Raw genomic sequence first — 26,957 nt, 5'->3', positions numbered from 1 at the left:
TGTCAGCTGGTGGCGCCGTTGATCTGCGACTTGCTGATGGCACCGGCCTCGACGCCCCATTTGGTGAGGATCTGCTGGTAGGTGCCGTCGTCGATCAGGGACTGAACGGCGCCCTGAACGGCCTGACCGAGCGGGGAGCCCTTGGCGACGGCGATGCCGTAAGGGGCGGTGTCGTACGTCGAGCCGACCTGCGCCACCTGCCCGTTGGTCTGCTTGGCTGCGTAGCCGACGGCCGGGGAGTCGGCCAGCATCGCCTGGTCGTGGCCGGAGACCACGGCCTGGGTGACGTCCGTCTGCAGTGAGAACTTGTCGCCGTCGTTCGGGATCTGGGGTTTTCCGGCCTTGACGCACTCGGGGTTGCGGACGTCTGTGATTTCGTCGGCCTGGGTGGTGCCGGTCTGGACGGCGACCTTCTTGCCGCAGAGATCGCTCGGGTCGATCCCGTCGGGGTTGCCGCTCTTCACTCCGACGGCCGTGCCGGCGGTGAAGTAGGTGACCATGTCGACGGTCTGCTCGCGTTCCTTGGTGTCGGTGAAGGAGCTGATGCCGAGCTGGTACGTGCCTGAGGCGATGCCGGGGATGATCGACGCGAAGTCGACGTTATGGACGTCCGCCGTCAGACCCAGCCGCTGCGCGACGGCGTTGGCCAGGTCGACGTCCATGCCGACGACTTTGCCCTGGTCGTCCATGAACTCACCGGGTGCGTAGGAGGCGTCCGAGGCGACCGTGAGCTTGCCCGCCGACTTCACGTCCGCCGGAACCCGCGCGGCCAACGCGGGGTCGGTGGTGACGGTGCCGAGGGCCGAGGGTTGTGAGGAAGCCTGAACGGGCTCCAGCACGATGTCCGGCGTGGGCTTGTCCCCGGACCCGCCGGTGACCACCACGAGGACCGCCGCGGCCACGACCAGCGCGAGGACGGCTGCCAGGAGGGCACGGGTGCGGCGTCTGCGGGGGAGCCACCGGGTCCACCGACGGGTGCCGTCCGGTGGTGGTGATGGTGGTGGTGGTGCGCCTTCGCCGCGGGGGGTGGTGGGCGGGGCGTCGGAGGGAGACGGTGGTTCGGGCGGTCCGGCCGGGGTCGCGGACAGGGCGGTGGCCGGAGGGGTGGCGTCGGCTTCGGGCTCCTCCACCAGGGGTGCGTCGCCCTTCACGGCTCCGGCGGGAAGGCGGCGGGTACGGCGGCCGCGGGGCAGCAACCGGTGGGACCGGGTGCGGTCGGACGGGCCCGCTTCGGCGGAGGCGGGTGGTTCGGGTCGCAGGGGTGCCGCGTGGGCCGTGACCGGGGACGGGGTCGGCGCTGTCGGCTCGGGCTCCTCGGGCCGCGCGGACGGTGCCGTCTCCTGCAGTGGCGCGGCCTCGGCGGGCGTGGGGCGGGGTTCCTCGGGTGCGACTTCGGCCGACGGTTCCGGTGTGGTTCCGGGCGGCTCGGGCGGGGGCTCAGGTGGCTCGTCGGGCCCGGGCCCGGATTCGGCCAGCAGGGCGCGGGCCGCCGAGGCCACCTGGGGGATGTCGGTGCCGCCGATGTCGCTCAGGGTGTGGCGGGCGGTCAGGGCGCGGGCGGGGTCGTCTCCGGTGAGCCATTCGCCGAGAGCGGCGACCGCGCCGAGGCGGATGGCCGGGTGGGGGCTGTCGAGGCCGCTGCGCAGGGCCTCGGGCAGGGGCGCGGGGGTGACGGCGACGCCGGCAGGGCTGCGGGCGAGCAGGATCTTGCCCTCGGCGCCGTAGAGCCAGCGCTGCGGGGTCTGTCGGCCGCCCCGGGCCCGTACCTGGTCGAAGGCGTAGGTGTAGGCGTCGTCGACGGAGATGTAGCCGTCGTTGTCGTCGTCGGCGGCGCCGCTGCGGATGCCGTCGACGAGCGCGCTGGTGAACACCGACCCGGACAGGGCGGTTCCGGCGAGCGGCTCGCCCTCGAAGGAGTACTCGCTGCCGCGCGAAGCCGTCAGCACGACGCGCCCGCGTCCCTGTCCGTGGAAACGTTCGCCGAGGTCCAGGTCGGCCTCGCCCTTGATGCCCTGGGCGAAGGCGCCGCTGAAGCAGCAGTCGAGGATGACGACGAGGCGTTTGGCCCGGCAGTCCTCGAGGAGGTCGAGCAGCCACTGCGACTCCACGCCGGTGGCGGCGAGCCGGGACTTGAGGGTGTCGGTGCCGGCGAAGTACAGCCGACGGCGGACGTCGACCAGCCCGTGACAGGAGAGGTATACGACCAGCAGGTCCTCCGGGTCCCGGCCGGTGAGGAACTCCTCGGCGGCCAGCCGGATCTCTTGCGCGGACCGGTCGATCACCCGTGTCACCGCGAAGCCGCCGATCGCCGGGTCGGCGAGGACGGCACTCAGCTCGTCGGCGTCGTGGGCGGGTGCGCGTAACTGGCGCAGCGAGACGTCGGAGTACCGGGTGGTGGCCACCACCAGGGCGTACCGGCGTTCGTCGGGCAGGTCAGGCGCCGGTCGCGTGACGGGCGAGCCAGTCATCGATGATCTTTTCCTGCTGCTCGGAGGTGACCCCGGTGACCTTCAACACGTCGCCGGCGTAGGCCAGCTCGACGACGTGGTTGGTCCGTCCGACCCAGCTCCGGACGGCGTTCACCACCGCGCGCAGGGTTTCGACGGTGCCGAACTGGACGACCAGCCATCCGACGAGGGTGCCGAGGCCCTTCGCGCCGGCGGGCGCTGACGGGGCGTCGACCGGATCGGCCGAGGTCAGGTCGAGATTGTCGAGTAACTCGGTGCGAAGCCGGTCCGTGAGCTCCGCGTGCTCCTCCGGGTCGAGGTCGGAGCCCGGTTGTACCTGCACCATCAGGCCGGTGGGTCCGGCGAGGTCCGCCATGACGTGTGCCCCCTTCCCGGGGTGCCCGTGGCACGCATCCCTACTGCCATCATCGTCCGGAACGGGCTGCTCGGCACGGTTGCGGTACGACCGGTGACGCGGCGGCCGCAACCGGGGCGGCAGGGCCCGGGGGAGCACCCCCGGGGAGGGCAGGGTCTCCGCCCTCCTAAGATCCTCCGGAGAACCGGGCCGGCGGCGGTCCGCTCGACCTCCGGCAAGAAGCTGCTGCCGCTGACCGTGGTCGAGTCGTAACACCGCAGCGCAACCCGACGGCCCTCTCCGGCGTACCTGCCGGGGAGGGCCGTCGCACGACGAGGGGGGACAGATGACCGAGGACCGGCCGGGCGAGGGGTGCCTGGTGGCGTTCGTCCGGGTGCCCGCGCGGATCTTCGCGCTGTTGGTCGTGGTGCCGTTGCGCTTCGTGTGGGAGCTGCTGCTCGCCGTCGTGCTGCGCCCGCTCGGCCGGGTGCTGGAGTGGCTCGTGGTGCAGGTCGGCCGGGTCCTGTACTGGACGGTGGTGTGGCCGCTCGTCCAGCTGTACCGGTACGTGCTCACGCCCTGCGGACACGCGCTGGCCTGGCTCGGCCGGTACCTGGTGGTCGTCCCGCTGGCCTGGCTGGGCCGGGAGGTGCTGGCGCCGGCCGGGCGGGCCGTGTGGACGGCGCTCTGCTGGTGCGGCCGTGTGCTGTTCGCGCTGCCGCTGCGCTGGCTGGGCCGCAACGCCCTGATGCCGCTGGGCCGCGGGCTGCTGGTGCTGCTCGAGGCGGTCGGCACCGGCTTGGCCTGGCTGGGCCGGTACCTGGTGGTCGTGCCGCTCGCGGCGCTGTGGCGGTACGTGCTGGCGCCGTGCGGCCGCGGGGTGCTGTGGCTGCTGTCCGCCCTCGCCCGCGGGTTCGCCCGGGCGGCCCGCGTCCTGGTGGCGGTGCCGCTGGTGTGGCTGTGGCGGGTGCTGCTGTACCCGGTGCTCCGCGAGGTGGGGAGGGCGATCGCCTGGGCCTGGCGGATCGGCGGGCGGATCTGGCGCTTCCTGGTGGTGCGGCCGTGCCGCTGGGTGCGGCGCGAGGTGTGGTGGCCGGCCAAGGCGGAGATCGCGCGGGTGCTCCGGGAGGTCCGGCGGGCCCTCGTGGGGTGACCCGGTCCGGGCGGCGGGCCCGGGCGCGTACCCTTGTCCTGACAAGCAACCGGCCGCGACGGCCGGTCGGGACACCGATCTAAGGACTGAGCAGCCCTGGCACGCCGCACGCCCGACGGTCCGCCGCCCGCGCCGACGGTGCAGCGCATCCGTCTCCGCTACACCAAGCGCGGCCGTCTGCGCTTCACCAGCCACCGGGACTTCCAGCGGGCGTTCGAGCGCGCGCTCCGCCGCTCGGCCGTTCCGATGGCGTACTCCGCCGGCTTCACCCCGCACCCGAAGGTCTCCTACGCCAACGCCGCCCCGACGGGTGTCGCCAGCGAGGCGGAGTACCTGGAGATCGGTCTCGCGGAGGCCCGCGACCCCGAGGCGCTCCGCGCGCAGCTGGACGAGTCGCTGCCGCCCGGCCTGGACATCGTCGACGCCGTCGAGGTCCGCACGCCCAACTTCGTCGAGCGCCTGGAGGCCTCCGAGTGGCGGGTGCGGCTGGCCGGCGTGGAGGGCGAGGAGGCGGCCCGCGCGGTGGCCGCGTTCCTGGCCGAGGAGGCCGTCGAGGTGCAGCGGCTGACCAAGAACGGCATGCGGGTGTTCGACACCCGTGCGGCCGTCGCCGCCCTCGAACTGCTCCCGCCGCAGGTCGGCGATGGTAACGACACTGGCACAGACCGTGCCGACGATGTTCGTCCGGGCGCTCCCTGTGCGATACTGCGGCTGGTAGTACGACACGCCACACCCGCCGTACGACCCGACGACGTTTTGTCCGGTCTCCGTGCGACGGCCGACCTGGCGCCGCCGGTCCCCGCTGAGGTGACCAGGCTGGCGCAGGGGCCGCTCGACGAGGGGACCGGCACGGTGACCGACCCGCTGGCGCTCGATCGCGCCGCGGCCCCGGCAGGCCGATAGCGGCCGCAGGGCTGCGCGCCTCGTGCCGACCGCCGAGCGGGCAGGGAGCCAGGGCCCGCCACCGGGCCGTGGCTCCCCGGTTCCCGCGGCTTCCCAGGGGAGCGAGCGCCGTCGCACGCAGCCGGGCCCCGCGGCCCGACCTGGATAACCGAGAAGACTGGTCAGACCAGAAGACTTTCGGCACCCCGCGCCGTGCGGGGCGCCGAGCGAGACTACGAGCTCCTGTGCGGCCTCGCGTCCGCACGGCGGCACCGTGGGAGTCGCCACGCAATCACCGTGGCCGACCGTGACCCAGGTGCCGAGCCGTGCCCGGATGCGGAGCCCGGGGGCCTGACGGGAGATCCACCCGCATGCTCGAGAACACCGAACCGCAGTCCGCTGCGGAACCGGCCGACACCCCTGTCGACGGCGCGTCCGCCGCGCCGCCGCGCCGCCGGCGCCGGGCGGTGTCCCGCCCGGCCGGTGCGCCGCAGGGCGCTGCCGCGGAGACGGCCGAGACCGTCCTGCCCGTGGAGCCGGAGCCGGCCGAGGCGCCCGCCGCCGAGGCTCCGGCCGTCGAGGCCGAGGCGCCCGCCGAGAAGCCGGCGCGCCCGCGCCGCACCCGCAAGCGCGTCGAGGCCCCGGCCGGCGCGCCCGAGAAGACCCCGATCGTGGTGACGGAGCCCGTGGAGGCCCCGGTCGCCGAGATTCCCGCCGCGGAGGCGCCCGCCGCCGAGGCTCCGGCCGTCGAGGCCGAGGCGCCCGCCGAGAAGCCCGCCCGCGCCCGCCGCACCCGCAAGCGCGCCGAGGCCCCGGCCGGTGCGCCGGCCGCCGAGGAGGCCCCGGCCGCGCCCGCCGCCACGGAGCCGGCTGTTGCCGAGCCCGCTGTCGCCGAGACCGCCGAGCCGGCCGCCGCGGAGGCCGCGGAGGCCGTCGAGCAGCCGGCCTCCCCGGCCCGCCGCACCCGCCGTCGCCGCGTGGTCGAGCAGGCCGCCCCGGCCGTCGAGGAGGCGCCCGCCGAGCCGGTCGCCGAGGAGCCGGTCGCCGAGGCCGAGGCCGAGCCCGAGGCCGTCGAGGAGGAGCCGGAGGCCGCCGAGGCGCCCGCGCCGGCCGCCGAGCCGGAGCCGTCGCACCGGGTGCGCCGCCGCGCCGTCCGCCCGTCCACCGCGCTCTTCCAGGCCCCGGTCTTCCAGGAGCCCGCCCCCTACGTCGCCCCGGCCCCCGCGGAGAAGCCCGTGCGCGCCGAGAAGCCCGTGCGCGCCGAGGCCGCCCCGGCCGCCGAGGGCACGGAGGAGGAGTACGAGTACAGCGGCGTCGGCCGCCGCCGCCGGGTCCGCACCCCCGTCCGGGTGCAGCCGCCCGCGCGGGTCGAGGTCGCGCCCGCGCCGCAGGAGCCCGCCGAGGAGCCCGAGGCCCCCGAGGCCGGCCCCGAGCAGGAGGGCGAGTGGGAGGAGGACGGCCGTCCGTCCCGCCGCCGCCGTCGGGGCGGCCGTCGCCGCCGTCGCGGTGAGGCCGAGGAGCCGGAGGCCGTCGAGGCCGCTGCCGAGCCGCAGGCCGAGGACGAGGACGCCGAGGAAGGCGCCGAGGAGGAGCCGGAGGAGGACGAGGACGAGCTTGCCGCCGGGCTGTCCTCCTCGCGTCGCCGTCGCCGCCGCCGTCGCCGCGGCGGTGAGGGTGCCGCCGAGCAGGGCGAGACCACCGAGGACGGCGTCCGCACGGTGGTGAAGGTGCGCGAGCCGCGCCGCCGCTCCACCGAGCCGTCGTTCGACCCGGACGAGGTGCAGTCCATCAAGGGCTCCACCCGCCTGGAGGCCAAGAAGCAGCGTCGCCGCGAGGGCCGCGAGCTGGGCCGCCGCCGGGTGCCGATCATCACCGAGGCCGAGTTCCTGGCCCGCCGCGAGTCGGTCGAGCGCGTCATGGTGGTGCGCCAGAACGGCGAGCGCACCCAGATCGGCGTGCTCGAGGACGGCGTGCTGGTCGAGCACTACGTCAACAAGGAGCAGGCCACCAGCTACGTCGGCAACGTCTACCTGGGCAAGGTGCAGAACGTGCTGCCGTCCATGGAGGCCGCCTTCGTCGACATCGGCAAGGGCCGCAACGCGGTGCTCTACGCCGGTGAGGTCAACTTCGGCGCGCTGGGCGGCCACGGCGGCCCGCGCCGGATCGAGTCGGTGCTGAAGTCCGGCCAGTCCGTGCTGGTGCAGGTCTCCAAGGACCCGATCGGCCACAAGGGCGCCCGCCTGACCAGCCAGATCTCGCTGCCCGGCCGCTACCTGGTCTACGTGCCCGAGGGCTCGATGACCGGCATCAGCCGCAAGCTGCCGGAGAACGAGCGGGCCCGGCTCAAGCAGATCCTCAAGAAGATCGTCCCGGACGACGCCGGCGTGATCGTGCGCACCGCCGCCGAGGGCGCCAGCGAGGAGGAGCTGACCCGGGACGTCCAGCGCCTGCAGCAGCAGTGGGAGGACATCCAGAAGAAGGCCGCCTCCGGCAACGCCCCGGTGCTGCTCTACGGCGAGCCGGACATGACCGTCCGGGTCGTCCGCGACATCTTCAACGAGGACTTCACCAAGGTCATCGTCAGCGGCGGCGACGCGTGGAACACCATCCACGACTACGTCTCCAACGTGGCCCCGGACCTCGCCGAGCGCCTGCAGCGCTGGACCTCGGACGTGGACGTCTTCGCCACCTACCGGATCGACGAGCAGCTGATGAAGGCGCTGGACCGCAAGGTCTGGCTGCCCAGCGGCGGCTCGCTGGTGATCGACCGGACCGAGGCGATGGTCGTCGTCGACGTCAACACCGGCAAGTTCGTCGGCCAGGGCGGCAACCTCGAGGAGACCGTCACCCGCAACAACATCGAGGCGGCCGAGGAGATCGTCCGCCAGCTGCGGCTGCGCGACCTCGGCGGCATCATCGTGATCGACTTCATCGACATGGTGCTGGAGTCCAACCGCGACCTGGTGCTGCGCCGCCTGCTGGAGTGCCTGGGCCGTGACCGCACCAAGCACCAGGTGGCCGAGGTCACCTCGCTGGGCCTGGTGCAGATGACCCGCAAGCGGGTCGGCCAGGGCCTGCTGGAGTCCTTCTCCGAGGCCTGCGTGCACTGCAACGGCCGCGGCGTCATCGTGCACATGGACCAGCCGCACACCCACGGCGGCGGGGGCGGCACCCCGGCGGCCGGCGAGGCGGGCGGCTCCAAGCGCCGCCGCCGCGGCAAGGGCGGCGCCCAGGCCGAGCCGCAGGGCGAGGCCGTCGCCGAGGCCGTGGAGGCCGCCGAGATCGAGGTCGTCGAGATCGAGGTGCCGGAGCCGGTGGAGGCCGTCGCCGCGGTGGCCGTCGAGGCGGTCGAGGCCCCCGAGGCCGCGCCCGTCGCCGAGCAGGCCGCGGAGGTCGTCGCCGAGGCCGTTCAGGCCGAGCAGCCGGCGGCGGAGCCGGTCGCGGCCCCCGCGGGCCGTCCGCGCCGCCGTGCGGTGCGCAAGGCGACCGCGCCGGCGGGTACGCCGGCCGGGGCCGAGATCGTGGTCCTGCAGGCCCGCGCCGAGGCCGCGATGGAAGCGGCCCTGGCCGCCGCCGAGCAGCCGGCCGAGGAGCCCGTTGCGGCCGAGGAGCCGGTCGAGGGCCCCGTCGCCGTCGAGCCCGAGGCCGTCGAGCCCGAGGTTGTCGAGCCGGTGGCGGAGGAGGCCGAGCCGGTCGCCGAGGCCCCGGCCGCCGCGGAGACCGCTGAGGAGGCCGAGGAGCCCGCGCCCAAGAAGCGCGCGCCCCGCAAGGCCGCCGCCAAGAAGACCGCCGCCGCGAAGAAGACCACGGCGGCCAAGAAGACCACCGCCCGCAAGACCGCCACCAAGCGGACGAGCGCGGCGGCCAAGAAGGCCGCGGCCGCCGAAGGTGACGGCGCCGCCGAGTAACGCCCCGCGGCCCGGGGCGGCAGCCGCCGCCCCGGGCCCGGTAGGGCCCGGTTTGCCCCTGGGGAGGCCGGTCCGTATTCTTGACCCTCGGCGTGTTGACGCCATGCTCCCGAGCACTTCACCTCCTGCTCCGCGGCTTCCGGGCCCGGAACGGGGGAGGCTCCTGTGTTCGTACCCAGGCAGCTGGCATCGGTGAGCTCCGACCGAGTACAGAAAGCAGGTACCGCATGTACGCGATCGTTCGCGCAGGCGGCCGCCAGCACAAGGTCGCCGTGGGCGACGTGCTGGAGATCGACCGTATCGAAGCCAAGCCGGGTGACTCGGTCGAGCTGTCGACCGTCCTGGTCGTCGACGGTGACTCCGTCACCTCCGACCCGTGGGTCCTGGGCGGTGTGAAGGCTCACGCCGAGGTCGTCGAGGAGACCAAGGGCGACAAGATCGTCATCCTCCGCTACAAGAACAAGACGGGTTACCGCCGTCGTCAGGGTCACCGCCAGAAGTACACCGCGGTGCGCATCACGAGCATCGACTCCGTCAGCAAGTAAGGGGATAGCGAGATGGCACACAAGAAGGGCGCAAGCTCTACCCGTAACGGCCGTGACTCGAACGCCCAGCGCCTCGGCGTCAAGCGCTTCGGCGGCCAGGTCGTCTCGGCCGGCGAGATCCTCGTCCGCCAGCGCGGCACCCACTTCCACCCGGGTGCCGGTGTCGGCCGCGGTGGCGACGACACCCTGTTCGCGCTGACCGCCGGTGCCGTCCAGTTCGGCAACCGCCGCGGCCGCAAGGTCGTCAACATCGTGGCCACCGAGGCCTGAGTCTGACCCCACGTCAGGACTCGTCGTGAAGGGTGGGCCGGAATGATCCGGTCCACCCTTCATGCTTTACCAGCAGGACCCACATTTCTTCGTACTGGAGGCACACCCCATGACCACCTTCGTGGACCGCGTCGAGCTTCACGTCGCCGCGGGTAACGGAGGCCACGGCTGCGCCTCCGTGCACCGGGAGAAGTTCAAGCCGCTCGGCGGGCCCGACGGCGGCAACGGCGGCGAGGGCGGCAGCGTCATCCTCGTCGTCGACAGCCAGATCACCACCCTCCTCGAGTACCACCACTCGCCCAAGCGCAAGGCCACCAACGGCAAGCCCGGCGCCGGCGGCAACCGCACCGGCGCCGACGGCCAGGACCTCGTCCTGCCGGTGCCGGACGGCACCGTGGTGCTCGACCGCAAGGGCAACGTGCTCGCCGACCTCGTCGGCCACGGCACCAGCTTCGTCGCCGCCGCCGGCGGCCGCGGCGGCCTGGGCAACGCCGCCCTCGCCTCCGCCCGCCGCAAGGCCCCCGGCTTCGCGCTGCTCGGCGAGCCCGGCGAGGCCCGCGACATCGTCATGGAGCTCAAGTCCGTCGCCGACGTGGCCCTGGTGGGGTACCCGAGCGCCGGCAAGTCCTCGCTGATCTCCGTGCTGTCCGCCGCCAAGCCGAAGATCGCGGACTACCCGTTCACCACGCTGATCCCCAACCTCGGTGTGGTGACCGCCGGTTCGACCGTCTACACGATCGCCGACGTGCCCGGCCTGATCCCCGGCGCCAGCCAGGGCAAGGGCCTCGGCCTGGAGTTCCTGCGGCACGTCGAGCGCTGCGAGGTGCTGGTGCACGTCCTCGACTGCGCCACCCTGGAGCCGGGCCGCGACCCGCTGTCCGACCTGGAGACCATCGAGGCCGAGCTCGCCGAGTACGGCGGCCTGGAGGACCGTCCGCGGCTGGTCGCCCTCAACAAGGTCGACGTGCCCGACGGCCAGGACATCGCCGACCTCACCCGCGAGTCCCTGGAGGAGCGCGGCTACCGCGTCTTCGAGGTCTCCGCCGCCTCGCACAAGGGCCTGCGCGAGCTGAGCTTCGCCCTCGCCCAGATCGTCGGCGAGGCGCGTGCCGCCAAGCCCGTCCAGGAGTCGACCCGGATCGTGCTGCGTCCGAAGGCCGTGGACGACGCCGGCTTCACCATCACCGAGGAGGACGGCGCCTACCGCATCCGCGGCGTCAAGCCGGAGCGCTGGGTCCGCCAGACCGACTTCAGCAACGACGAGGCCGTCGGCTACCTCGCCGACCGCCTGGCCCGCCTCGGCGTCGAGCAGGAGCTGTGGAAGATCGGCGCCCACGAGGGCGACACGGTCATCATCGGCGCCGAGGACGACGCCGTCGTCTTCGACTGGGAGCCGACCATGGCCTCCGGCGCCGAGATGCTCGGCCGCCGTGGTGAGGACCACCGCTTCGAGACCCAGCGGCCCGCCGTCGACCGCCGCCGCGAGCGCCAGCGCGGCCGGGACGCCGCGGAGGAGGAGTTCAAGGCGTTCGAGGCGCTCTCCTCCGGCCGCCAGGCCATCGAGGGCGACGACGAGGACTACTGAAAGACCCGGCCCGGCGCCCGCTGACCTCCCCTCCCGTCCGAAGACCACCGGACGGGAGGGGAGGCATCGCGGGCCCGGAGAGGGAGGCCTCGGCGCGGCGGCGCCGGGTCCACCGGGTGACGATCTCCTCCACCCGTTCGTCCGGGGGACGGGCGCAGGTCCACCCCGCCCCCGCGGCACCGTCCGCCAGCTGATATCCCGACGAGCCCGCCGTGCGGATCGCGTAGATTGCGACCGAGCAGCGGGCTCGATCCAGCACGACCGGAGGACACTGATGACGGGTCAGACACTGCGGCAGGACGTCCTCGCCGCCCGGCGGATCGTCGTGAAGGTCGGCTCGTCCTCGCTGACCACCGCCGCAGGCGGGCTGGACGCGGACCGCGTCGACGCCCTCGTCGACGCCGTCGCCAAGGTCCGGGCCCGCCCGGACGCCCCCGACATCGTGCTGGTCTCCTCCGGTGCCATCGCCGCAGGCCTCTCCCCGCTCGGCCTGGAGAAGCGCCCCAAGGACCTCGCCCGCCAGCAGGCCGCCGCCAGCGTCGGCCAGGGCCTGCTGGTCGCCCGCTACACCGCCTCCTTCGCCCGGTACGGCATCCGGGTCGGCCAGGTGCTGCTCACCGCCGAGGACGCCAGCCGCCGCTCGCACTACCGCAACGCCTACCGCACCCTCGACCAGCTGCTGGCGATGGGCGCGATGCCGGTCGTCAACGAGAACGACACCGTTGCCACCGCCGAAATCAGGTTCGGTGACAACGACCGGCTCGCCGCCCTGGTCGCCCACCTCGTCCGGGCCGACCTGCTGGTCCTGCTCTCGGACGTCGACGGCCTGTACGACGGCGACCCGGCCAGGCCCGGCACCAGCAGGATCGAGACCGTCCGCGGCCCGCACGACCTCGACGGCATCGAGATCGGCAGCGCCGGCAAGGCCGGCGTCGGCACCGGCGGCATGGTCACCAAGGTCGAGGCCGCCCGGATCGCCACCGGCGCCGGCATCCCCGTCGTGCTCACCGCCGCCAGCCACGCCGCCGAGGCCCTGGCCGGCCGCCCCACCGGCACGCTCTTCCAGCGCACCGGCAGCCGTTCCGCCGACCGCCTGCTGTGGCTGGAGCACGCCTCCACCCCGCGCGGCGCACTCCACCTGGACGCCGGCGCGGTCGACGCGGTCGTCCTGGGCGGGAAGTCCCTGCTGCCGGCCGGTGTGACCAGGGTCGAGGGCGACTTCACCGCGGGCGATCCGGTCGACCTTCTTGGGGAAAACGGCCACATCGTCGCCCGCGGACTGGTCAACTTTGATGCGAGGGAGCTGCCCCGTCTGCTCGGCCGGTCCACGCGGGAGCTGGCCCGGGAGCTCGGTGCCGCGTACGAGCGCGAGGTCGTCCACCGCGACGACCTGGTCGTCCTGCGCGGCTGACGGGGCCGCCAGGTGCCGGCGCCGCTGGCCGGCGCCGACAACGGGCATCGCCGAACAGGAGGCCGCCGATGGCAAGCAGGCGCCCGGGAACACTGCCCGGCGAGACGTCGGGCCGGCGGCTCGCCGGCATCGCGGGCGGGCGCGCCGACGTCACCACGGCCGACGAAACCCCGCAGAACGTCCGGGAGTTGCGCCCCCGCTCGGAGGGTGACGACACCGTCGAGGAGCAGGGCAGGCTCTGGCACGTGGTGCTCTCGGTGGCCGGCCGCGCCACACCCCTCCCGGAGCTCAGGGCCGGGCTGGAGCAGCTGGCCCACGACCACGCCTTCTTCCTCACCGCCCGCTACGCCGCCGACCACGCCGAGATCCGGTACTGGGAGCAGGCCCGCGACCTGCACGACGCCGCCGCGGTCGCGCTGCGGCTGTGGGGCGAGCACAAGGCCTCCGCGAACTTACCGCCCTGGGAGATCGTGGGCCTGGAGGTCGTGGACCGCGCGACCTACCACCAGCGGGTCGCCGAAGGCTTCGGCGACCCGCCCCCGCAGCTGGGCGGCGTCCACCCGTACTGAGGGCGCCGCCGGGGGCACCCGGAGGTGTCCCCGGCGCCCCCGGGCGGCCCGTGTCCGTGTCTCAGTCGCCGAAATGCGGGCCGGGGCCGGGGCGGCGAGTCGCTACCCTTCAGGCATGACCAGCGACCACGCCATCACCGACAGCCCCGTCCTCGCCGTTGCGCGCCGAGCCCGTGAGGCGGCCGCCGCGCTCGCCCCGCTCCCGCGCAGTGCCAAGGACGCCGCGCTGCTGGCGATCGCCGACGCCCTGGTCGCCAGGAGCGCCGAGATCACCGCCGCCAACGCGGAGGACGTGGCCCGTGCCCGCGAGGCCGGCACCCCCGAGTCGGTCGTCGACCGGCTCAGCCTGGACGAGCAGCGGATCGCCGCGATCGCCTCCGACGTCCGCGACGTGGTCGGCCTGCCCGACCCGGTCGGCGAGGTGGTCCGCGGCTACACCCTGCCCAACGGCCTCGACGTCCGGCAGGTCCGGGTCCCGCTCGGCGTGGTCGGCATCATCTACGAGGCCCGCCCGAACGTCACCGTGGACGCCGCCGCGCTCTGCCTGAAGTCCGGCAACGCCGTGCTGCTGCGCGGTTCGGCCTCCGCCTACCGCTCCAACACCGCACTGGTCGCCGTGCTGCGCGACGCGGTCGCCTCCGCCGGGCTGCCGGCCGACGTGATCCAGCTGGTGCCCGGCGAGAGCCGGGACTCGGTGCAGGAACTGATGCGCGCCCGCGGCCTGGTGGACGTGCTGATCCCGCGCGGCGGCGCCTCGCTGATCCGCACCGTGGTCGAGGGTTCGACCGTGCCGGTGATCGAGACCGGCACCGGCAACTGCCACGTCTACGTCGACGCGCAGGCGGACCTCGCGATGGCGGTCGGCGTCCTGCTGAACTCCAAGGCGCAGCGGGTGAGCGTCTGCAACTCCGCCGAGACGCTGCTCGTCCACCAGGACGTCGCGGACGCCTTCCTGCCGCTCGCCCTGGAGGCGCTGGCCGGTGCCGGGGTGACGGTGCACGGCGACGACGCCGTCCTGAAGGCCGCCGAGGGCACCGCGGTGACGGCCGTGCCCGCCACCGACGAGGACTGGGAGGCGGAGTACCTGTCGTACGACATCGCGGCCGCCGTGGTGCCCTCGCTGGACGCGGCGGTGGCGCACATCCGCCGCTGGTCCTCGGGCCACACCGAGGCGATCGTGACCACCTCGCAGGGTGCGGCGCGGCGTTTCACCCAGCTGGTGGACTCCACGACCGTGGCGGTCAACGCATCGACGCGGTTCACCGACGGGGGTGAGTTCGGCTTCGGTGCGGAGATCGGCATCTCCACCCAGAAGCTGCACGCCCGCGGCCCGATGGGCCTGCCCGAGCTGACCTCCACTAAGTACATCGTCACTGGTGACGGCCATGTGCGGGGCGAGGCTCAGCAGACCGTCGGCTCCTGACGCTGGGGGCGCGCGCTCCCGGCAGCCGGGCCATCTGCCGGGAGCCCCAGACAAACCGCCCGCCCGGTAATACGCTGAATCCCGTGGCTGAGGATGTGGGGGGCTCGCCGTACCCCGACGGCGCCGACCACGGTGGTGCGGACGACGAGTTCGCCACCGTGGTGCTCGACGAGGCCTTTGTCCGGTCCGCTGCCGTGCACGAACCGAGCGCCCTGGAGCGGCAGCTGGCCGCGGCCGAGGCGAGGTTCGAGCCGGAGACCGCGGGTCCGGCCCGGCCCTACGACCTGATCGCTCCGGAGATGGCCGGCACCGGCGACGTTCTGCCGCTGGAGCTGCGCCCGCATCCGCGCGGCCTGGACGACGACCGGCAGTACCCCGATCCGTGGTCGGGCACCGACCGGGCCCGCCGCCGGGCGCGGTGGAGCCGGACGGTCGGCTGGGACCCGCTGCGCCACGACGGGCGGTACATCGCCCAGCAGCGCTGGCACCGGCCGGTGGCCTGGGTGCTGGCGGTGGTGATGGGGGTCGGTGTGGTGGCCGTGGCGGCCGCCGCGATCTACCGCGGTGCCGGTGGTGCCGGCGAGTCCCCGCGGCGTCCCGAGGTGGGTACCAGCAGTACGCCGGGCACCCCGCCGGCGGTTCCGCTGCCCACTGCCGTGGCCCTGCCGAGCGGCTGAGCGGGTCACCGGATGGCGCCGCGTACGGCCGCCGGACGGAATCTGCCCGCGGCCGGTCGAACCGCGGGCCTGCCGGTCCTACCCTGGTTCTATGGGTGACCCGCGCGAGCCTCCGGAGGGTGCGCCCGAGGGCGGTTCCGGCAGTGACGACGAGTTCCGGTCCGTCGTGTTCGACGAATCGTTCGTCCGGGCTGCCCGGATCCAGGAGCTCTCGGCGCGCGAGCGGCTGGGCGGTACGTACCGGGCGACCCGGCCGCGGGTCGGCTTCGGCCCGTTCGGGACGCTGCCGCGGCAGGCGGTCGCGCTGCTGCTGGTCGTCTTCCTCGCCTTCGCGGCCGCGGTGTACTTCGGCGTCAGTTCGCCGCACCGTCAGGCCGCCCCGCCGTACGGCAACCAGCTGACCACGGGCCTGGTGGCGCTGAGCCCGACTGCGGTGGTGGCCGCGGTGGCCGATCCCTCCGATCCGTTCGCGGGCCTGCCGGCCGGCTACGCCGAGGGCGCCACCGGGCTGGCCCTGCCAGCCGGTGCGGCGACGGCCCACTTCACCAGGACGGACGTCAACCGGGCACTGTCCGTGGTGCAGCGCTACCTCACGGCCTCCGCGCTGGCCCCGGCCACCCTCGTCGAGGGCGAGACCGGCGAGGTGCGGACCCTGGTGACGCCGGGCGAGCAGGAGCAGTACGACCAGAGCGTGAACAGCCCGCGGGACGACCAGCACCATGCGGCCACCGGCTGGCTGGTCCGCTTCGACCCCGGGCAGGTGGCACTGGCCGGCGATGCGGTGCGGACGGCGGGGACGGTGCGGATCGGCGAGGCCGACAGCGGCACCCTGGAGGTCACCACCGACCACACCTTCGTCTACGCGGTGCGGGCGGCGGGCACCGCGGACGGGCCGGTCAGCCTGTTCTCCGTCCGCCGCGAACTGCGCTTCGCCTTCGACCGGGCGGACCTCGGCGCGGACCGGCTGCGGCTGGTCGACGCCGTCGTCCAGGCCGGGCCGACCGCCTGCGGCGCCTCGATGAGCGGCTACCTGCAGCCGCTGCTGGCCGGCAGCACGGCGGCAGCCCCGAAGGCGGTCGACCCGGGCGACCGGAGCCGCCCGGCCTGGCAGGTGTGCGGGGTGCTCGGGCCGCTGACGGTGCCGCCGGCCACCGGACGGTGAGCGGCGGCCCCGGCCGGGCCCGGCACCCCGCCGGGTGTCACTCCCCGTTGCCGCTCTCGCCGCCGGAGCCGTTGGTGCGGGCGCCGGCGAAGGTGTCCCGCAGCTTGCCGCCGACCGTGCCGACCCCGCCGGCCACGTCGCGCAGCAGGCCCATCAGCGGGTCCTTGCTCTCCTTGACGGACTGCGAGTAGGAGTCGGCCGCGGCCTTCCACTGGGCGCCGACGGAGGCGTCCGGATCGTCCCCGCGGCGCGGGTAGGCGCCGGCCAGGATCGAGCGGTACTCGTCGCTCTCCGCCCACTTCTTCAGCTTGGCGACCCGGACGACCGCGAACGGGTGGGTCTGCGGCAGCACCTGCAGCAGCTTGAGCACGCCGTCGCGCAGGTCGCCGGCGCGCTCGTACTCCTCGGCCTGCTCCAGGAAGGCGTCGACGTTCATCTCCGCCAGGTCGTGGCCGCCCGCCAGCTTCATCAGGCCGCGCATGGAGGCCTGCAGGTCCTGGCCGGCGAGCAGGCCGGCCCGGTCGCAGGAGAGCTCGGCCTTGCGGAACCACTCCTTGAGCGCGGTGATCACGCCCATGATGGCGAGGCTGCCCAGCGGCAGCCAGGCGATCCGCGCGGCGATGTTGGTGAGGATCAGCAGCATCGTCCGGTAGACCGCGTGGCCCGACATGGCGTGGCCGACCTCGTGGCCGACGACCGCGCGCAGCTCCTCCTCGTCCAGCAGGTCCACCAGGCCGCTGGTCAGGACGATGATCGGGGTGTCCATGCCGATGCACATGGCGTTGACCGCCGGGTCCTGCGTGACGTACAGGTCCGGCACCTTCTCCAGGTCGAGCACGTAGGCCGCGTCCCGCACCATGGAGTGCAGCTCGGGGAACTGACGCTCCGAGGTCTTCACGGCGGTCGCCAGGAACATCAGCCGGACGCTGCGCTCGGACACCAGCCCGGCGAGCTTCTTGAGGATCTCGTCGAAGCCGCTGAGCTTGCGCAGCGCCACCAGCGCGGAGCGGTCCGCGGGGTGCTCCCAGGCCCGGGTGGAGATCTCCGGGAAGCGCTGGCGGCGGCGGCTGGGCGTGCTGCTGCCCTTGGAAAAGTCGGTCATGTGTGAGTACCTCCTGGTCGTCGCCGGCACCGGCCTGCGGCCGGCCCCCGCTGCTGTTGGCTCCAACGTCCGTGTGCGCGTACTCGTCCCCGGCGCCCACCGTACGCCCCGCGTGCGGTGCGGGTCCTCCGGTTCGCGCCGGGGGGCGGTGGCGGCTGTCCGGTACGCCCCGGTCTACGCTGGTCCTCCGGAGCGAGAGGAGCACCGCCGATGTCCCCTGCCACCCTGGCGCACCTGGCCGGACCGATCTCCAGCGAGAACGGGCCCGGCCTGTTCCTGCGGATCATCGTCGTCGGCTCCATCGTCGGCGTCGGCCTGCTGGCCTGGATCCTGGTCCGCGCGGGCCGCAACAACTGACGGTCCCGGCGGGCCGTCGCCGCTCCGGCACCTACGAGGGGTCAGACGCGGTGGGCCGCCGCGCGGTTGCGCGGCGGCCACCCGTACGATGAGGCCGCAGGCCGCACGGCCCGCACCCTCGTCCGCCCCCGAGCCGAGAAGGTCCTGCCGACCATGAGCACTGCTGCACTGCCCGCCCTGACCCGCCTCGCCGAGGAGGGCGGCAACCACGAGAGCCTCAACCCGTACCTGACCGGTGGGGCCGCACTGTTCATCCTGCTGCTGCTGCTCTTCATCACCACCCGCTTCAACCGCGACCGCTGAGCCGGCCGCCGCGGGGAGCGCCTGCACAGAAGCTGCGCGCTCCCTCCCGCGGACCTCTCCGGGCGGCTTGCCGCCCGGTGATGCGTGTCGCGTAAGGTGTGGCGGCATGGGACAGCAGGCCGGGACCACCGGTGCGCCGCGGGCGCGGAAACGCCTCGGCGTGATGGGCGGCACCTTCGACCCGATCCACCACGGGCACCTGGTCGCCGCCAGTGAGGTCGCCAGCGCCTTCCACCTCGACGAGGTGGTCTTCGTGCCGACGGGGCAGCCCTGGCAGAAGTCGGACCGGCAGGTCACGTCCGCCGAGGACCGCTACCTGATGACGGTCATCGCCACCGCCGAGAACCCGCAGTTCTCCGTCAGCCGGATCGACATCGACCGCGAGGGCCCGACGTACACCGTCGACACCCTGCGCGACCTGCACGCCCTGCACCCGGACGCCGAGCTGTTCTTCATCACCGGCGCCGACGCGCTCGCGCAGATCCTCTCCTGGCGCGACTCCGACGAACTCTTCGAGCTCGCCCACTTCATCGGCTGCACCCGCCCGGGGCACACTCTGTCGGACGCCGGGCTTCCGGTCGGCGGGGTCTCCCTGGTCGAGGTGCCGGCGCTGGCCATCTCCTCCACGGACTGCCGCAACCGGGTCGCCAAGGGCGAGCCGGTCTGGTACCTCGTCCCGGACGGTGTGGTCCGTTACATCCACAAGCGGGCGCTCTACGCGCCGGCCCAGCCTTGATCCCGGGAGGGACGGCGTGACCGGAACGGCAGACCGCGGCGGGCCCCAGGGGTACCAGCACGACCCGTACGGGCAGGGCTACGACCCCTACGGCAGGCCCGAGGAGCAGTCCCAGCAGCAGGGTTACGGCTACGACCCGTACGCGGGCTACCAGGAGCAGCAGCCGCAGGCCTACCAGCAGGACCCGTACGGCCACGGCGGCCACCAGCAGCAGGGCGGCCAGGGCTACCCGCAGCAGGGCCACCAGCAGCAGCACCAGTACCAGCAGCAGGACCAGTACCAGCAGCAGGCGTACTACCAGCAGCCGCAGCAGCCGCAGGGCTGGGACCAGTACGGCGGCGGCTACCAGCAGGGCTACGCCCAGGACCCGTACCAGCAGGCCCAGGCCGCACAGACGCAGACCCCGCCGCCGCCGGTGCAGCAGCCCGCACGGCGGCCCCCGGTGCCGCAGCCGCCGCTGCAGCAGGTCGCCCCGGCCGCCCCCGCGGCGGCCGCTGCCGCTGCCGCCGCCACGGCGGCGCGGACCGCGCCCGCGCAGCCCTCGGAGCAGGTCGCCGGCAGCCGCACGCCCCGGCGCCCGGCCGGCGCGGGGGACAACTACGCCACCGGCGAGTTCACCTTCGTCGACGAGGAGTCCGAGCAGTCCGAGGACGTCATCGACTGGCTGAAGTTCGCCGAGTCCCGCAGCGAGGTCCGGGCCGAGCGCCGGCGCCGACTGCGCAACCGGCTGATCGGGCTGGCGGTGGCCGCCGCACTGGTCGGCGGCGGCGTCGGCGGCTACCTGTGGTGGACGGGCCGGGACTCCGGCGGCTCGGCCGCGGCCGCCGCGGGCGGGCGCCAGGTCAACGTCGTCCACCTGCGCGACCTGAAGGGCAAGGTCAGCACCGCGCTGCTGGTCAACGACGCCTCCGGGCACAAGGGCACCGTGCTGCTCATCCCGGACACCCTGAAGCTGCCCGGCGACTCGGCCACCACCACGGCCGCCACCGGCCTCGACGACGTCGGCCCGTCCGGCACCCGCGAGGGCCTGGCGACCGTCCTCGGCGCCCCGGTGGCCGGCACCTGGCGCCTCGACACCCCGTACCTGACGCTGCTGGTCGCCCAGCTCGGCGGCATCAAGGTGGACACGAACGCCGAGGTGAAGGCCGCGGACGGCAAGGTCCTCGCGTCGGCCGGCAAGGGCGTCTCGCTGAACGGCCAGGCCGCCGTCGCCTACGCCACCCTGCAGGCGCCCGGCGAGGCGCGCGAGGCCCAGCTGGCCCGGTTCGGGCAGGTCATGGAGGCGGTGCTGCACGCCATGCCGACCGACCTCGCCGAGGCCACCGAGGACGTGCACCGGATGAACGCGGTGCTCGACCCCTCGCTGCCGGAGAAGGCGCTGGCCGGCGTGCTCGTCCAGCTCGCCCAGCAGGGCAAGGACGGGCACCTCGGCACCCAGCTGCTGAAGGCCAAGCCGGACGGCACCCTGGACGAGGCGACCGCCGGCCGGCAGGTCAAGGAGGTGCTCGGCGGCACCGTGAAGAACGCCACCTCCACCGGCAACACCACCCGGGTGTCCGTCCTGGACGCCTCCGGCCAGAAGGAAGCTGCCGGGGACGCCACGGTGCAGATCACCAATGCCGGCATGGAGGTCGTGCCGAGCAGCGGCAAGGCGGGCGCCGTCCAGGCGACCAGCGAGATCCGCTACACCGACGACACCCGCGCCGAGGCCGCGAAGACGCTGGCCGGGGCGCTCGGCCTGAAGCCGGAGTCCGTGAAGAAGGTCACCGATCCGCAGAACGCCGACCTCGTGGTGGTGCTGGGCAAGGACTACAAGGGCCTGCCCCACGAGACGGGCAGCCCTTCGGCGTCCGCCCGTCAGTGACGCCCTCGCGGCCGGTCCGCCCGGGCCCCCCGGTCAATTCGATCGGGGGCCCCGGGCGTTCGTGAGATCCTGGAACGGAGAAACACGTAGCCGAGCCGGAAGAACACTGTGACTGCCACTGACCGGAGCCAGGAACTGATCAACGTCGCCGCCCAGGCGGCGGCCGACAAGCTGGCGCACGACGTCGTCGCGTTCGACGTCAGCGACGTACTGTCGATCACCGACGCCTTCCTGATCGCCTCCGCGGCCAACGACCGCCAGGTGCGGGCCATCGCCGAGGAGATCGAGGACAAGCTCCGCGAGGAGCTCGACGTCAAGCCCGTCCGCCGCGAGGGCGAGCGGGAGGGCCGCTGGATCCTGCTCGACTACCTCGACATCGTCGTGCACGTCCAGCACTCCGAGGAGCGCTCCTTCTACTCCCTCGACCGGCTCTGGAAGGACTGCCCCGAGCTGCCGCTGCCGGCCGACGCGCTGGCCACCCGGAACCGCCCCGAGGGCGCCCGCACCGACGCCGCGGGCAATGCCGTCGCCGGGGACGAGAGCTGAGCCGCGCCGCGCGGGGGCCGCGCATCGTCTTCTGGCGGCACGGCCAGACCTCCTGGAACCTCGAATCGCGGTTCCAGGGCAGCACCGACATCCCGCTGACCGACCAGGGCATCTTCCAGGCCCAGCGGGCCGCCAGGCTGCTCTCCGGGCTGCGCCCCGACCTGCTGGTCTCCTCGGACCTGCAGCGCGCCGCCCGCACCGCGGCCGAGCTGGCCAAGGTCACCGGGCTGGAGGTGCACCACCACGAGGGCCTGCGCGAGACGTACGCGGGGGAGTGGCAGGGGCTCACCAACGCCGAGATCCGGGCCCGCTACCCGGAGGAGTACGAGGCGTGGTCGCAGGGCCACCCCGTGCGCCGCGGCGGCGGCGAGCTGGCGACCGAGGTGGCGGACCGCGCCGTCCCGGTGGTGCTCTCCGCGGTCGACAAGCTGCCCGAGGACGGCACGGTCGTGGTGGTCTCCCACGGCGGCACCATCCGCACCATGATCGGCAGGCTGCTCGGCCTGGAGCCGGTGATCTGGGAGCGCTTCGGCGGCCTGTCGAACTGCTGCTGGTCGGTGCTCGGCAAGGGCGCGCGCGGCTGGAGGCTGCTGGAGCACAACGCCGGCACCCTGCCGCAGCCGGTCATCGGCGACGAGACCTGAGCCCGCTCCGGCAGGCGATTTCGCAGTTCCGGGCCTGACCGGCTAGAGTCTTCCTCGTTCGCAGCGAGGACGCCGACCGGAAGGAAGGCGGACAACCGGGACTGCGGGGCTATAGCTCAGTTGGTAGAGCGCTTGCATGGCATGCAAGAGGTCTGGGGTTCAATTCCCCATAGCTCCACTCCGCACCTGCGGCCTGGGGCCGTACGTGTCGCGGGGCTATAGCTCAGTTGGTAGAGCGCTTGCATGGCATGCAAGAGGTCTGGGGTTCAATTCCCCATAGCTCCACAGCAGTACAGGAGGCCGCCACCCGTCGGGTGGCGGCCTCCCGGCGTTCCCGGGCCCGGGCGGCTCAGCCGTCGGCCCGGTGGACGCACGACTCCCGGTGGTCGGCCGGGGCCGCCACCAGCCGCTCCAGCGCCCGCCGGTCCTCGGCGCCCTCCGGCGTGTAGACCACGATGTACGCCTCCGGTGCGCCCGGGATCGTCAGGTACGAGGCCTGGAAGTGCATCACCCCGCCCACGGCGTGCCGGAACACCTTGCGGGTGTTCCGCGGCGGCATGGCGGTCGGACAGGTGGTGGACGGCCTGCTGGTCAGCGCCGACCCGTTCGGCAGCGGCTGGCGGCCGGTGTTCCTGGTCAACGTGCCGATCGGCCTGGCCCTGCTGGCCGCCTCCCGCAGGCTGCTGCCCGACCTCCCCGGGGACGCCGGCCGCGGCTTCGACCTGCCCGGCCTGCTCACCCTGGCCGCCGCCCTCGGCCTGCTCGTGGTGCCGCTGGTGCTCGGGCACGAGCTCGGCTGGCCCGCCTGGGGCTGGGCGATGCTCGGCGGCAGCGCGCTGATGTTCGCCGTGTTCGCCGCCGTCGAGCGGCGCACCGCGGTGCGCGGCGGCCGTCCGCTGATCGCCGGCCGGGTGCTGGGCGCCCCGGGCCTGCTGCCCGCCGCCGGGGCGATCTTCCTGATCATGGCCGGGTTCGCCGGCTTCATGTTCGCCTTCGCGCTGCACCAGCAGGCCGGCCTCGGCCGCAGCGCGCTGCTCGCCGGCCTGGACTCGGCCCCGGTGGCGGTGGCCTTCGGGGCGGCGAGCCTGCTGTGGCAGCGGGTGCCGCAGCGGCTGCACCGGCCGCTGCCGGTGCTCGGCCTCGCCCTGGTCGCCCCGGGCTACGTCCTGGTCGGCCTGCTGCTCCGCGGCGGCGGCACGGTAGGCATGCCCGAGCAGGCCGTGCTGACCGTCACGGGGCTTGCCGCGGGCTGCGCCTACAGCCCGCTGTTCGCCCGTGCGCTGGGCCGGGTCGACCCGGCGGACGCCGCGGACGCCAGCGGGGTGATGGTCACCGTGCTGCAGCTCGGCCAGGTGATCGGCGTGACGCTGCTCGGCACGGTGTTCCTCGGCCGGGTGAGCTACCCGGCGGGCGCGGCCGCCTCCGGCCACGCCCTGCTGGTCACCACCGCGGCCATCGGCGGTGCGCTGGCGGCGGCGGCCGTCCTCGCGGGGCGGACCGGGCGCGCGGCCTGAAACCGCGGCCCGGCCCGCCCGGGGCCGGACGGCCGGGCGGTGACCTGCGGGACGGTCAGGCGGTGACCGGCAGACGGCCCAGCAGCTCCCGGCCGTCCACCCGGAAGGCGGTGGTGAAGGTCAGCTTCAGGCCCCGATCCTCGCCCGCTATCGACAGTTGGGTGGTGAGCAGCAGGCCGAACCCCGCCTTGGCGGCCGGGGAGGCGGTCACCGCGCCGGCCGTGAGCACGCCGACGACGGCGGTCGTGGCCGGTCGGCGGGCCGCGGAGACGGAGCCCACCTCGGTCAGGGTGGCGAACTCGACGTGCTCGTCGGCGATCAGCAGCGGGGCGGCGGCCTTGAGCAGTTGCTCCCGGCGGCGGTTGTGCATGGTGCTCCTCGGTGCGCGACCGGCCTGACGGCCGGTCATCGGCGGGAGCCCAGAAGCGCTCCGTACAACCGGAGCGGTTCATTCCGTAAATTCTTCGTCAAGTCCGCGGCGACTTGCCCCCTTCCGTGGTGATTCAGCCCACCTGCGGCGCCCGGCGGCCCTCCGTACGCACCCTACGATCGCCGCTCATGAGCACCGAACCGGTCTTCGACCCGGCCGCCGCGCTGCCCGAGCTCGGCACCGTCCGGCACGCCGTGGAGCGCGGCGACTGGCCCGCCCTCCGCGCAGCCTTCGCCGCCTGCCAGGAGGAGTACGGGCAGCTCGTGCTCGCCGACGAGGCCGTCGGTGTGCCCGGCGTCGAGCACCTGCTGCGCCAGGTGCTCGCCCACCACCCGGGGGAGCCGCTCGCGACCGCCCTGCTGGCCGACCGCCTGATCCACGCGGGCTGGCAGGCCCGCACCAGCCGGCAGGCGAAGGACGTCACCCCGGAGGGCTGGCGGGAGTTCCGCGCCCGGCTCAACGAGGCCGAGCAACTGCTGATCGCCGCCGTCGCCCGCGACCGCTCCGACGTGCTCGCCTGGACGCTGCGGATGACCGTCTCCCGCGGCATCTCCCTCGGCATCAACGAGACCCGCCGCCGGTACCGCGCGCTCACCGCCGCGGCGCCCCACCACTACGCGGGCCAGCGCAGCCTGCTGCAGCAGCTGCTGCCCAAGTGGGGCGGCAGCTGGGAGGAGGCCCACGCCTTCGCCCGCGACAGCTTCCGCGCCGCGCCGCCCGGCAGCATCAACGGCACCGTGCTGGCCCTCTACCACTGCGAGCGGCTGACCGACCTCGACCGGGCCGGCCGGGCCGCGTACGCCGCCCGCGCGGACGTCCGCCAGGAGCTCGCCGAGGCCGCCCACGGCTCCGTCCTGCACCCCCACTGCCGGGCCCGCTTCGGACGGATCACCGCCCACAGCCACTTCGCCCTGCTCGCCTCCCTGGGAGGCGACCGGGACGCCGCCCGCGCGCACTTCCACGCCATGGGCCCGTACGGCAGCACCGACCCGTGGGAGTGGTTCGACAACACCCCGGAACGGTCCTTCAGGGACCACCGCGACCGTGCACTGAGAGGCTGAGCCGTGATCCACCACTTCGAGGTCGACGGCGTGCCCGCCCTGTACGCCCCGCGGCCCGGCCGCAGCGCCGCCGGCCTGGTCTTCCGGGTCGGCCGTGCGGACGAGAGCCTCGCCCGCACCGGCATCACCCACCTCGTCGAGCACCTCGCCCTGCACCGCAGCGGCGTCCAGGTGCACCGTTTCAACGGCGCCACCGGGCAGCTGCACACGCACTTCCTCCTCGAGGGCGACGACCACGAGATCCGCGACTTCCTGCGATGCGTCTGCGAGTCGCTGACCGCCCTGCCCATGGACCGCCTGGAGACCGAGAAGGCGATCCTGCGCACCGAGGAGGCCGGCCGCGGCACCAACGCCGCCGAGGCCACCGGCCTGTGGCGGTACGGCGCCCAGGGCCACGGCCTGGTCAGCTACCCCGAGTGGGGCGTGCCCGGCCTCGATCCGCAGACCGTCCAGCACTGGGCGGACACCTGGTTCACCCGGGACAACGCCGCACTCTGGATCGCCGGCGAGCGGGTGCCGGAGGGTCTGCGGCTGCCGCTGCGCCCCGGCCGGCGGATGCCCGCGCCGCAGCCCACCTCCGCCCTGCCCGAGACCCCGGCGTACTTCGCCGCCGGACGGGGGCAGGTGCTGTTCGAGACGGTGCTGCCCAGGACCGCCGCCGCCGACCTCTACACCGCCTGCCTGGACCGCGAGTTGTTCCAGGACCTCCGGCAGGACGGCGGCCTCTCCTACACGGCCGGCGCCGACCACGCGCACCGCGGCGACGGCGTGCTCACCGTCACCGCCCTCGCCGACGCCCTGCCCGAGCAGCAGGACGCCGCGCTCGGCGGCTTCGTCGATGTGCTGGCCAGACTGGCCGTGGCCGGGGTCGACCCCGGCACCCTGAACGCCCTGCGGCGCCGCGCCGACGCCGTCCACGCCCAACCCGACACGGACCCGGCCCGCCTGCCGGGCTGCGCCGCCGACCTGCTCAGCGGCCTGCCGGTCCGCAGCCGCGAGGAGATCCGCGCCGAGCTCGCGGCCGTCACCCCCGACGACGTCCGGACGGTGGCTCAGCAGGCGCTGGCCGGCGGCCTGTTGCGGGTGCCGGCCGGGCACCGCGCGGACTGGGCCGGCTATGCGGCGGCGCCGCTCCACTCGGCCGGAGCGGTCGACGGCACCCGCCACCGCTCCCGCGAGGCGGGCGGGCCCGACCTGCTGGTCGGCCGGGCCGGCGTCAGCCTCGTCCGCGAGGGCGAGGCCGCCACCGTCCGGTACGACGCCTGCGCCGCCTTCCTGGCCTGGCCGGACGGCGGACGGCGGCTCATCGGCACGGACGGCATCAGCGTCGAGGTCGAGCCCGGCTGCCACGCCGTCGACGCGCACACCCTCGCGACGATCGACGCCGCGGTGCCGCCGCAGGCGTACGTCCGGATGCCGCCCCGCGCGGCCCCGGCCCGCCCCTCGCAGGCCGGCGCCCCGCGCCCGGGGGCCGCGGCGCCCGCCCGCCGCTCCTCCCCGCTGCAGCTCGCCGTCAACATGGTCCTCACGCTCGTGGCCGGCGTGTTCCTGCTGTTCGCGCTCGGCGGCGCGCTCGGCGCGGACGACGAGTCCCGCAGCGACCCGGTCTACTGGGGCGTGCTGGTCGTCGCCGCCGGCATCGCCGCCCTGCTGCTGCGCAGCGTGTGGCGGCGCAGCAGGCCGCGCGCCCGCTGAGACCGACCGGCACACGGGGGGTGGGTGAAGGAGCGCCCGCCGCGCCAGCGGCTGATGTCGGCGCCGGGCGAGAGCCGTGGCGTCGCGACGCCGTCCCCCGTGTGCCGGTCGGTCCGAATCCCGCGGCCGGGCGCGGGGCCCGGAAACGGATTAGGGGAGCACCCCGGCGACCGTGTAAAGTGGTGCGTGTCGCCGGGGGAGACCGCCGGGGGCCGCAGCAAGGGGCTATAGCTCAGTTGGTAGAGCGCTTGCATGGCATGCAAGAGGTCTGGGGTTCAATTCCCCATAGCTCCACAGGAAGTGAAGGGCCGTCTCCCG

Annotated in this window: 25 protein-coding genes and 3 tRNA genes; 23 read left to right on the top strand and 5 right to left on the bottom strand. The window is 74.2% G+C overall.

The window, feature by feature from the left end; translation table 11 throughout:
* Positions 1–2: 2 nt before the first annotated feature.
* Both AB0M03_RS30150 and AB0M03_RS30145 read right to left on the bottom strand, forming a co-directional pair.
* Complete coding sequence (locus tag AB0M03_RS30150; RefSeq protein ID WP_363496975.1) at positions 3–2,468, bottom strand: transporter substrate-binding domain-containing protein; 2,466 nt, start codon at positions 2,466–2,468, stop codon at positions 3–5.
* Positions 2,434–2,823 carry a hypothetical protein gene (locus tag AB0M03_RS30145; RefSeq protein ID WP_363496973.1) on the bottom strand — a complete coding sequence of 130 codons (390 nt, stop codon included), beginning with the start codon at positions 2,821–2,823 and terminating at the stop codon, positions 2,434–2,436. Before AB0M03_RS30145 ends, AB0M03_RS30150 begins: the two co-directional genes overlap by 35 nt.
* Before the next feature lie 325 nt (positions 2,824–3,148).
* On the opposite strand from AB0M03_RS30145, the gene AB0M03_RS30140 reads away from it, so the two are divergent.
* The 11 genes from AB0M03_RS30140 (at position 3,149) to AB0M03_RS30090 (ending at position 16,387) form a co-directional block, all read left to right on the top strand.
* A complete protein-coding gene (locus AB0M03_RS30140) occupies positions 3,149–3,955 on the top strand; it encodes a hypothetical protein (protein ID WP_363496970.1) in 807 nt (268 codons plus the stop codon).
* A 138-nt stretch (positions 3,956–4,093) separates the two neighbouring features.
* Complete coding sequence (locus AB0M03_RS30135; protein WP_363496967.1) at positions 4,094–4,858, top strand: TIGR03936 family radical SAM-associated protein; 765 nt, start codon at positions 4,094–4,096, stop codon at positions 4,856–4,858.
* A gap of 350 nt (positions 4,859–5,208) precedes the next feature.
* Positions 5,209–8,745, top strand: coding sequence for an Rne/Rng family ribonuclease (locus AB0M03_RS30130; RefSeq protein WP_363496964.1), 3,537 nt, complete (start codon positions 5,209–5,211; stop codon positions 8,743–8,745).
* Positions 8,746–8,972: 227 nt separating this feature from the next.
* Positions 8,973–9,290, top strand: coding sequence for a 50S ribosomal protein L21 (gene rplU, locus AB0M03_RS30125; RefSeq protein WP_363496961.1), 318 nt, complete (start codon positions 8,973–8,975; stop codon positions 9,288–9,290).
* 12 nt (positions 9,291–9,302) lie between these two features.
* Positions 9,303–9,560, top strand: a complete 258-nt coding sequence (rpmA, locus tag AB0M03_RS30120) for a 50S ribosomal protein L27 (protein WP_363496959.1) — start codon at positions 9,303–9,305, stop codon at positions 9,558–9,560.
* 109 nt (positions 9,561–9,669) lie between these two features.
* A complete protein-coding gene (obgE, locus tag AB0M03_RS30115) occupies positions 9,670–11,145 on the top strand; it encodes a GTPase ObgE (protein ID WP_363496956.1) in 1,476 nt (491 codons plus the stop codon).
* 274 nt (positions 11,146–11,419) lie between these two features.
* Positions 11,420–12,556 (top strand): glutamate 5-kinase, encoded by a 1,137-nt coding sequence (gene proB, locus AB0M03_RS30110; RefSeq protein WP_363496953.1) that lies wholly within the window; start codon positions 11,420–11,422, stop codon positions 12,554–12,556.
* A gap of 68 nt (positions 12,557–12,624) precedes the next feature.
* Positions 12,625–13,125: a hypothetical protein gene (locus AB0M03_RS30105; protein ID WP_363496950.1), complete on the top strand. Its 501-nt coding sequence runs from the start codon at positions 12,625–12,627 to the stop codon at positions 13,123–13,125.
* Between the two features lie 115 nt (positions 13,126–13,240).
* Positions 13,241–14,548 carry a glutamate-5-semialdehyde dehydrogenase gene (locus AB0M03_RS30100; protein ID WP_363496947.1) on the top strand — a complete coding sequence of 436 codons (1,308 nt, stop codon included), beginning with the start codon at positions 13,241–13,243 and terminating at the stop codon, positions 14,546–14,548.
* Between the two features lie 83 nt (positions 14,549–14,631).
* Positions 14,632–15,225 (top strand): hypothetical protein, encoded by a 594-nt coding sequence (locus AB0M03_RS30095; protein ID WP_363496943.1) that lies wholly within the window; start codon positions 14,632–14,634, stop codon positions 15,223–15,225.
* A 91-nt stretch (positions 15,226–15,316) separates the two neighbouring features.
* Entirely contained in the window at positions 15,317–16,387 is a 1,071-nt protein-coding gene (locus AB0M03_RS30090) for a hypothetical protein (RefSeq protein WP_363496940.1), read from the top strand.
* Positions 16,388–16,424: 37 nt separating this feature from the next.
* On the opposite strand, the gene AB0M03_RS30085 is transcribed toward AB0M03_RS30090, so the two are convergent.
* Complete coding sequence (locus AB0M03_RS30085) at positions 16,425–17,489, bottom strand: M48 family metallopeptidase (protein WP_363496937.1); 1,065 nt, start codon at positions 17,487–17,489, stop codon at positions 16,425–16,427.
* 210 nt (positions 17,490–17,699) lie between these two features.
* On the opposite strand from AB0M03_RS30085, the gene AB0M03_RS30080 reads away from it, so the two are divergent.
* From AB0M03_RS30080 to AB0M03_RS30045, 8 genes are all read left to right on the top strand, one after another.
* Positions 17,700–17,846, top strand: a complete 147-nt coding sequence (locus tag AB0M03_RS30080; protein WP_363496934.1) for a hypothetical protein — start codon at positions 17,700–17,702, stop codon at positions 17,844–17,846.
* Between the two features lie 153 nt (positions 17,847–17,999).
* The gene (locus AB0M03_RS30075) at positions 18,000–18,149 is read left to right on the top strand and encodes a hypothetical protein (protein ID WP_363496931.1); all 150 of its coding nucleotides are present in this window, start codon (positions 18,000–18,002) and stop codon (positions 18,147–18,149) included.
* A gap of 106 nt (positions 18,150–18,255) precedes the next feature.
* The gene (gene nadD / locus AB0M03_RS30070) at positions 18,256–18,885 is read left to right on the top strand and encodes a nicotinate-nucleotide adenylyltransferase (protein ID WP_363496928.1); all 630 of its coding nucleotides are present in this window, start codon (positions 18,256–18,258) and stop codon (positions 18,883–18,885) included.
* A gap of 16 nt (positions 18,886–18,901) precedes the next feature.
* Positions 18,902–20,749 (top strand): LCP family protein, encoded by a 1,848-nt coding sequence (locus tag AB0M03_RS30065; RefSeq protein ID WP_363496925.1) that lies wholly within the window; start codon positions 18,902–18,904, stop codon positions 20,747–20,749.
* Positions 20,750–20,857: 108 nt separating this feature from the next.
* Positions 20,858–21,295, top strand: a complete 438-nt coding sequence (gene rsfS, locus AB0M03_RS30060; protein ID WP_363496922.1) for a ribosome silencing factor — start codon at positions 20,858–20,860, stop codon at positions 21,293–21,295.
* Positions 21,292–21,939, top strand: a complete 648-nt coding sequence (locus AB0M03_RS30055; protein WP_363497031.1) for a histidine phosphatase family protein — start codon at positions 21,292–21,294, stop codon at positions 21,937–21,939. Before rsfS ends, AB0M03_RS30055 begins: the two co-directional genes overlap by 4 nt.
* 105 nt (positions 21,940–22,044) lie before the next feature.
* Positions 22,045–22,117, top strand: a tRNA-Ala gene (locus AB0M03_RS30050).
* A 34-nt stretch (positions 22,118–22,151) separates the two neighbouring features.
* Positions 22,152–22,224: transfer RNA gene (locus AB0M03_RS30045), tRNA-Ala, on the top strand.
* 64 nt (positions 22,225–22,288) lie between these two features.
* On the opposite strand, the gene AB0M03_RS30040 is transcribed toward AB0M03_RS30045, so the two are convergent.
* Positions 22,289–22,498, bottom strand: coding sequence for a hypothetical protein (locus AB0M03_RS30040; protein WP_363496919.1), 210 nt, complete (start codon positions 22,496–22,498; stop codon positions 22,289–22,291).
* Here AB0M03_RS30040 and AB0M03_RS30035 point away from each other — a divergent pair.
* Complete coding sequence (locus AB0M03_RS30035) at positions 22,497–23,453, top strand: hypothetical protein (RefSeq protein WP_363496916.1); 957 nt, start codon at positions 22,497–22,499, stop codon at positions 23,451–23,453. The genes AB0M03_RS30040 and AB0M03_RS30035 overlap by 2 nt on opposite strands.
* A gap of 55 nt (positions 23,454–23,508) precedes the next feature.
* Here AB0M03_RS30035 and AB0M03_RS30030 read toward each other — a convergent pair whose 3' ends face one another.
* Entirely contained in the window at positions 23,509–23,823 is a 315-nt protein-coding gene (locus AB0M03_RS30030) for a hypothetical protein (protein WP_363496913.1), read from the bottom strand.
* Between the two features lie 188 nt (positions 23,824–24,011).
* Here AB0M03_RS30030 and AB0M03_RS30025 point away from each other — a divergent pair, with 188 nt between their 5' ends.
* From AB0M03_RS30025 to AB0M03_RS30015, 3 genes are all read left to right on the top strand, one after another.
* A complete protein-coding gene (locus AB0M03_RS30025) occupies positions 24,012–24,944 on the top strand; it encodes a hypothetical protein (protein ID WP_363496911.1) in 933 nt (310 codons plus the stop codon).
* A 3-nt stretch (positions 24,945–24,947) separates the two neighbouring features.
* Positions 24,948–26,639 (top strand): insulinase family protein, encoded by a 1,692-nt coding sequence (locus AB0M03_RS30020; RefSeq protein ID WP_363496908.1) that lies wholly within the window; start codon positions 24,948–24,950, stop codon positions 26,637–26,639.
* Between the two features lie 221 nt (positions 26,640–26,860).
* Positions 26,861–26,933: transfer RNA gene (locus AB0M03_RS30015), tRNA-Ala, on the top strand.
* The last annotated feature ends 24 nt before the right edge of the window (positions 26,934–26,957 follow it).

Source organism: Kitasatospora sp. NPDC051914 (assembly GCF_040680995.1).
GTDB lineage: Bacteria > Actinomycetota > Actinomycetes > Streptomycetales > Streptomycetaceae > Kitasatospora.
The sequence above is the reverse complement of the archived record's forward strand: the minus strand, read 5'-3'. Positions and strand labels throughout refer to the sequence as shown.

What these genes read in the sequence shown, in the direction of transcription:
- proB (WP_363496953.1), top strand. Translation starts at nt 11,420, where the DNA reads ATGACGGGTCAGACACTGCGGCAGGACGTCCTCGCCGCCCGGCGGATC.
- obgE (WP_363496956.1), top strand. Translation starts at nt 9,670, where the DNA reads ATGACCACCTTCGTGGACCGCGTCGAGCTTCACGTCGCCGCGGGTAAC.
- AB0M03_RS30080 (WP_363496934.1), top strand. Translation starts at nt 17,700, where the DNA reads ATGTCCCCTGCCACCCTGGCGCACCTGGCCGGACCGATCTCCAGCGAG.
- AB0M03_RS30140 (WP_363496970.1), top strand. Translation starts at nt 3,149, where the DNA reads ATGACCGAGGACCGGCCGGGCGAGGGGTGCCTGGTGGCGTTCGTCCGG.
- AB0M03_RS30150 (WP_363496975.1), bottom strand. Translation starts at nt 2,468, where the DNA reads ATGACTGGCTCGCCCGTCACGCGACCGGCGCCTGACCTGCCCGACGAA.
- AB0M03_RS30130 (WP_363496964.1), top strand. Translation starts at nt 5,209, where the DNA reads ATGCTCGAGAACACCGAACCGCAGTCCGCTGCGGAACCGGCCGACACC.
- rplU (WP_363496961.1), top strand. Translation starts at nt 8,973, where the DNA reads ATGTACGCGATCGTTCGCGCAGGCGGCCGCCAGCACAAGGTCGCCGTG.
- AB0M03_RS30100 (WP_363496947.1), top strand. Translation starts at nt 13,241, where the DNA reads ATGACCAGCGACCACGCCATCACCGACAGCCCCGTCCTCGCCGTTGCG.
- nadD (WP_363496928.1), top strand. Translation starts at nt 18,256, where the DNA reads ATGGGACAGCAGGCCGGGACCACCGGTGCGCCGCGGGCGCGGAAACGC.
- AB0M03_RS30035 (WP_363496916.1), top strand. Translation starts at nt 22,497, where the DNA reads ATGGCGGTCGGACAGGTGGTGGACGGCCTGCTGGTCAGCGCCGACCCG.
- AB0M03_RS30085 (WP_363496937.1), bottom strand. Translation starts at nt 17,489, where the DNA reads ATGACCGACTTTTCCAAGGGCAGCAGCACGCCCAGCCGCCGCCGCCAG.
- AB0M03_RS30090 (WP_363496940.1), top strand. Translation starts at nt 15,317, where the DNA reads ATGGGTGACCCGCGCGAGCCTCCGGAGGGTGCGCCCGAGGGCGGTTCC.
- AB0M03_RS30145 (WP_363496973.1), bottom strand. Translation starts at nt 2,823, where the DNA reads ATGGCGGACCTCGCCGGACCCACCGGCCTGATGGTGCAGGTACAACCG.
- AB0M03_RS30040 (WP_363496919.1), bottom strand. Translation starts at nt 22,498, where the DNA reads ATGCCGCCGCGGAACACCCGCAAGGTGTTCCGGCACGCCGTGGGCGGG.
- AB0M03_RS30105 (WP_363496950.1), top strand. Translation starts at nt 12,625, where the DNA reads ATGGCAAGCAGGCGCCCGGGAACACTGCCCGGCGAGACGTCGGGCCGG.
- rpmA (WP_363496959.1), top strand. Translation starts at nt 9,303, where the DNA reads ATGGCACACAAGAAGGGCGCAAGCTCTACCCGTAACGGCCGTGACTCG.
- AB0M03_RS30030 (WP_363496913.1), bottom strand. Translation starts at nt 23,823, where the DNA reads ATGCACAACCGCCGCCGGGAGCAACTGCTCAAGGCCGCCGCCCCGCTG.
- AB0M03_RS30025 (WP_363496911.1), top strand. Translation starts at nt 24,012, where the DNA reads ATGAGCACCGAACCGGTCTTCGACCCGGCCGCCGCGCTGCCCGAGCTC.
- AB0M03_RS30075 (WP_363496931.1), top strand. Translation starts at nt 18,000, where the DNA reads ATGAGCACTGCTGCACTGCCCGCCCTGACCCGCCTCGCCGAGGAGGGC.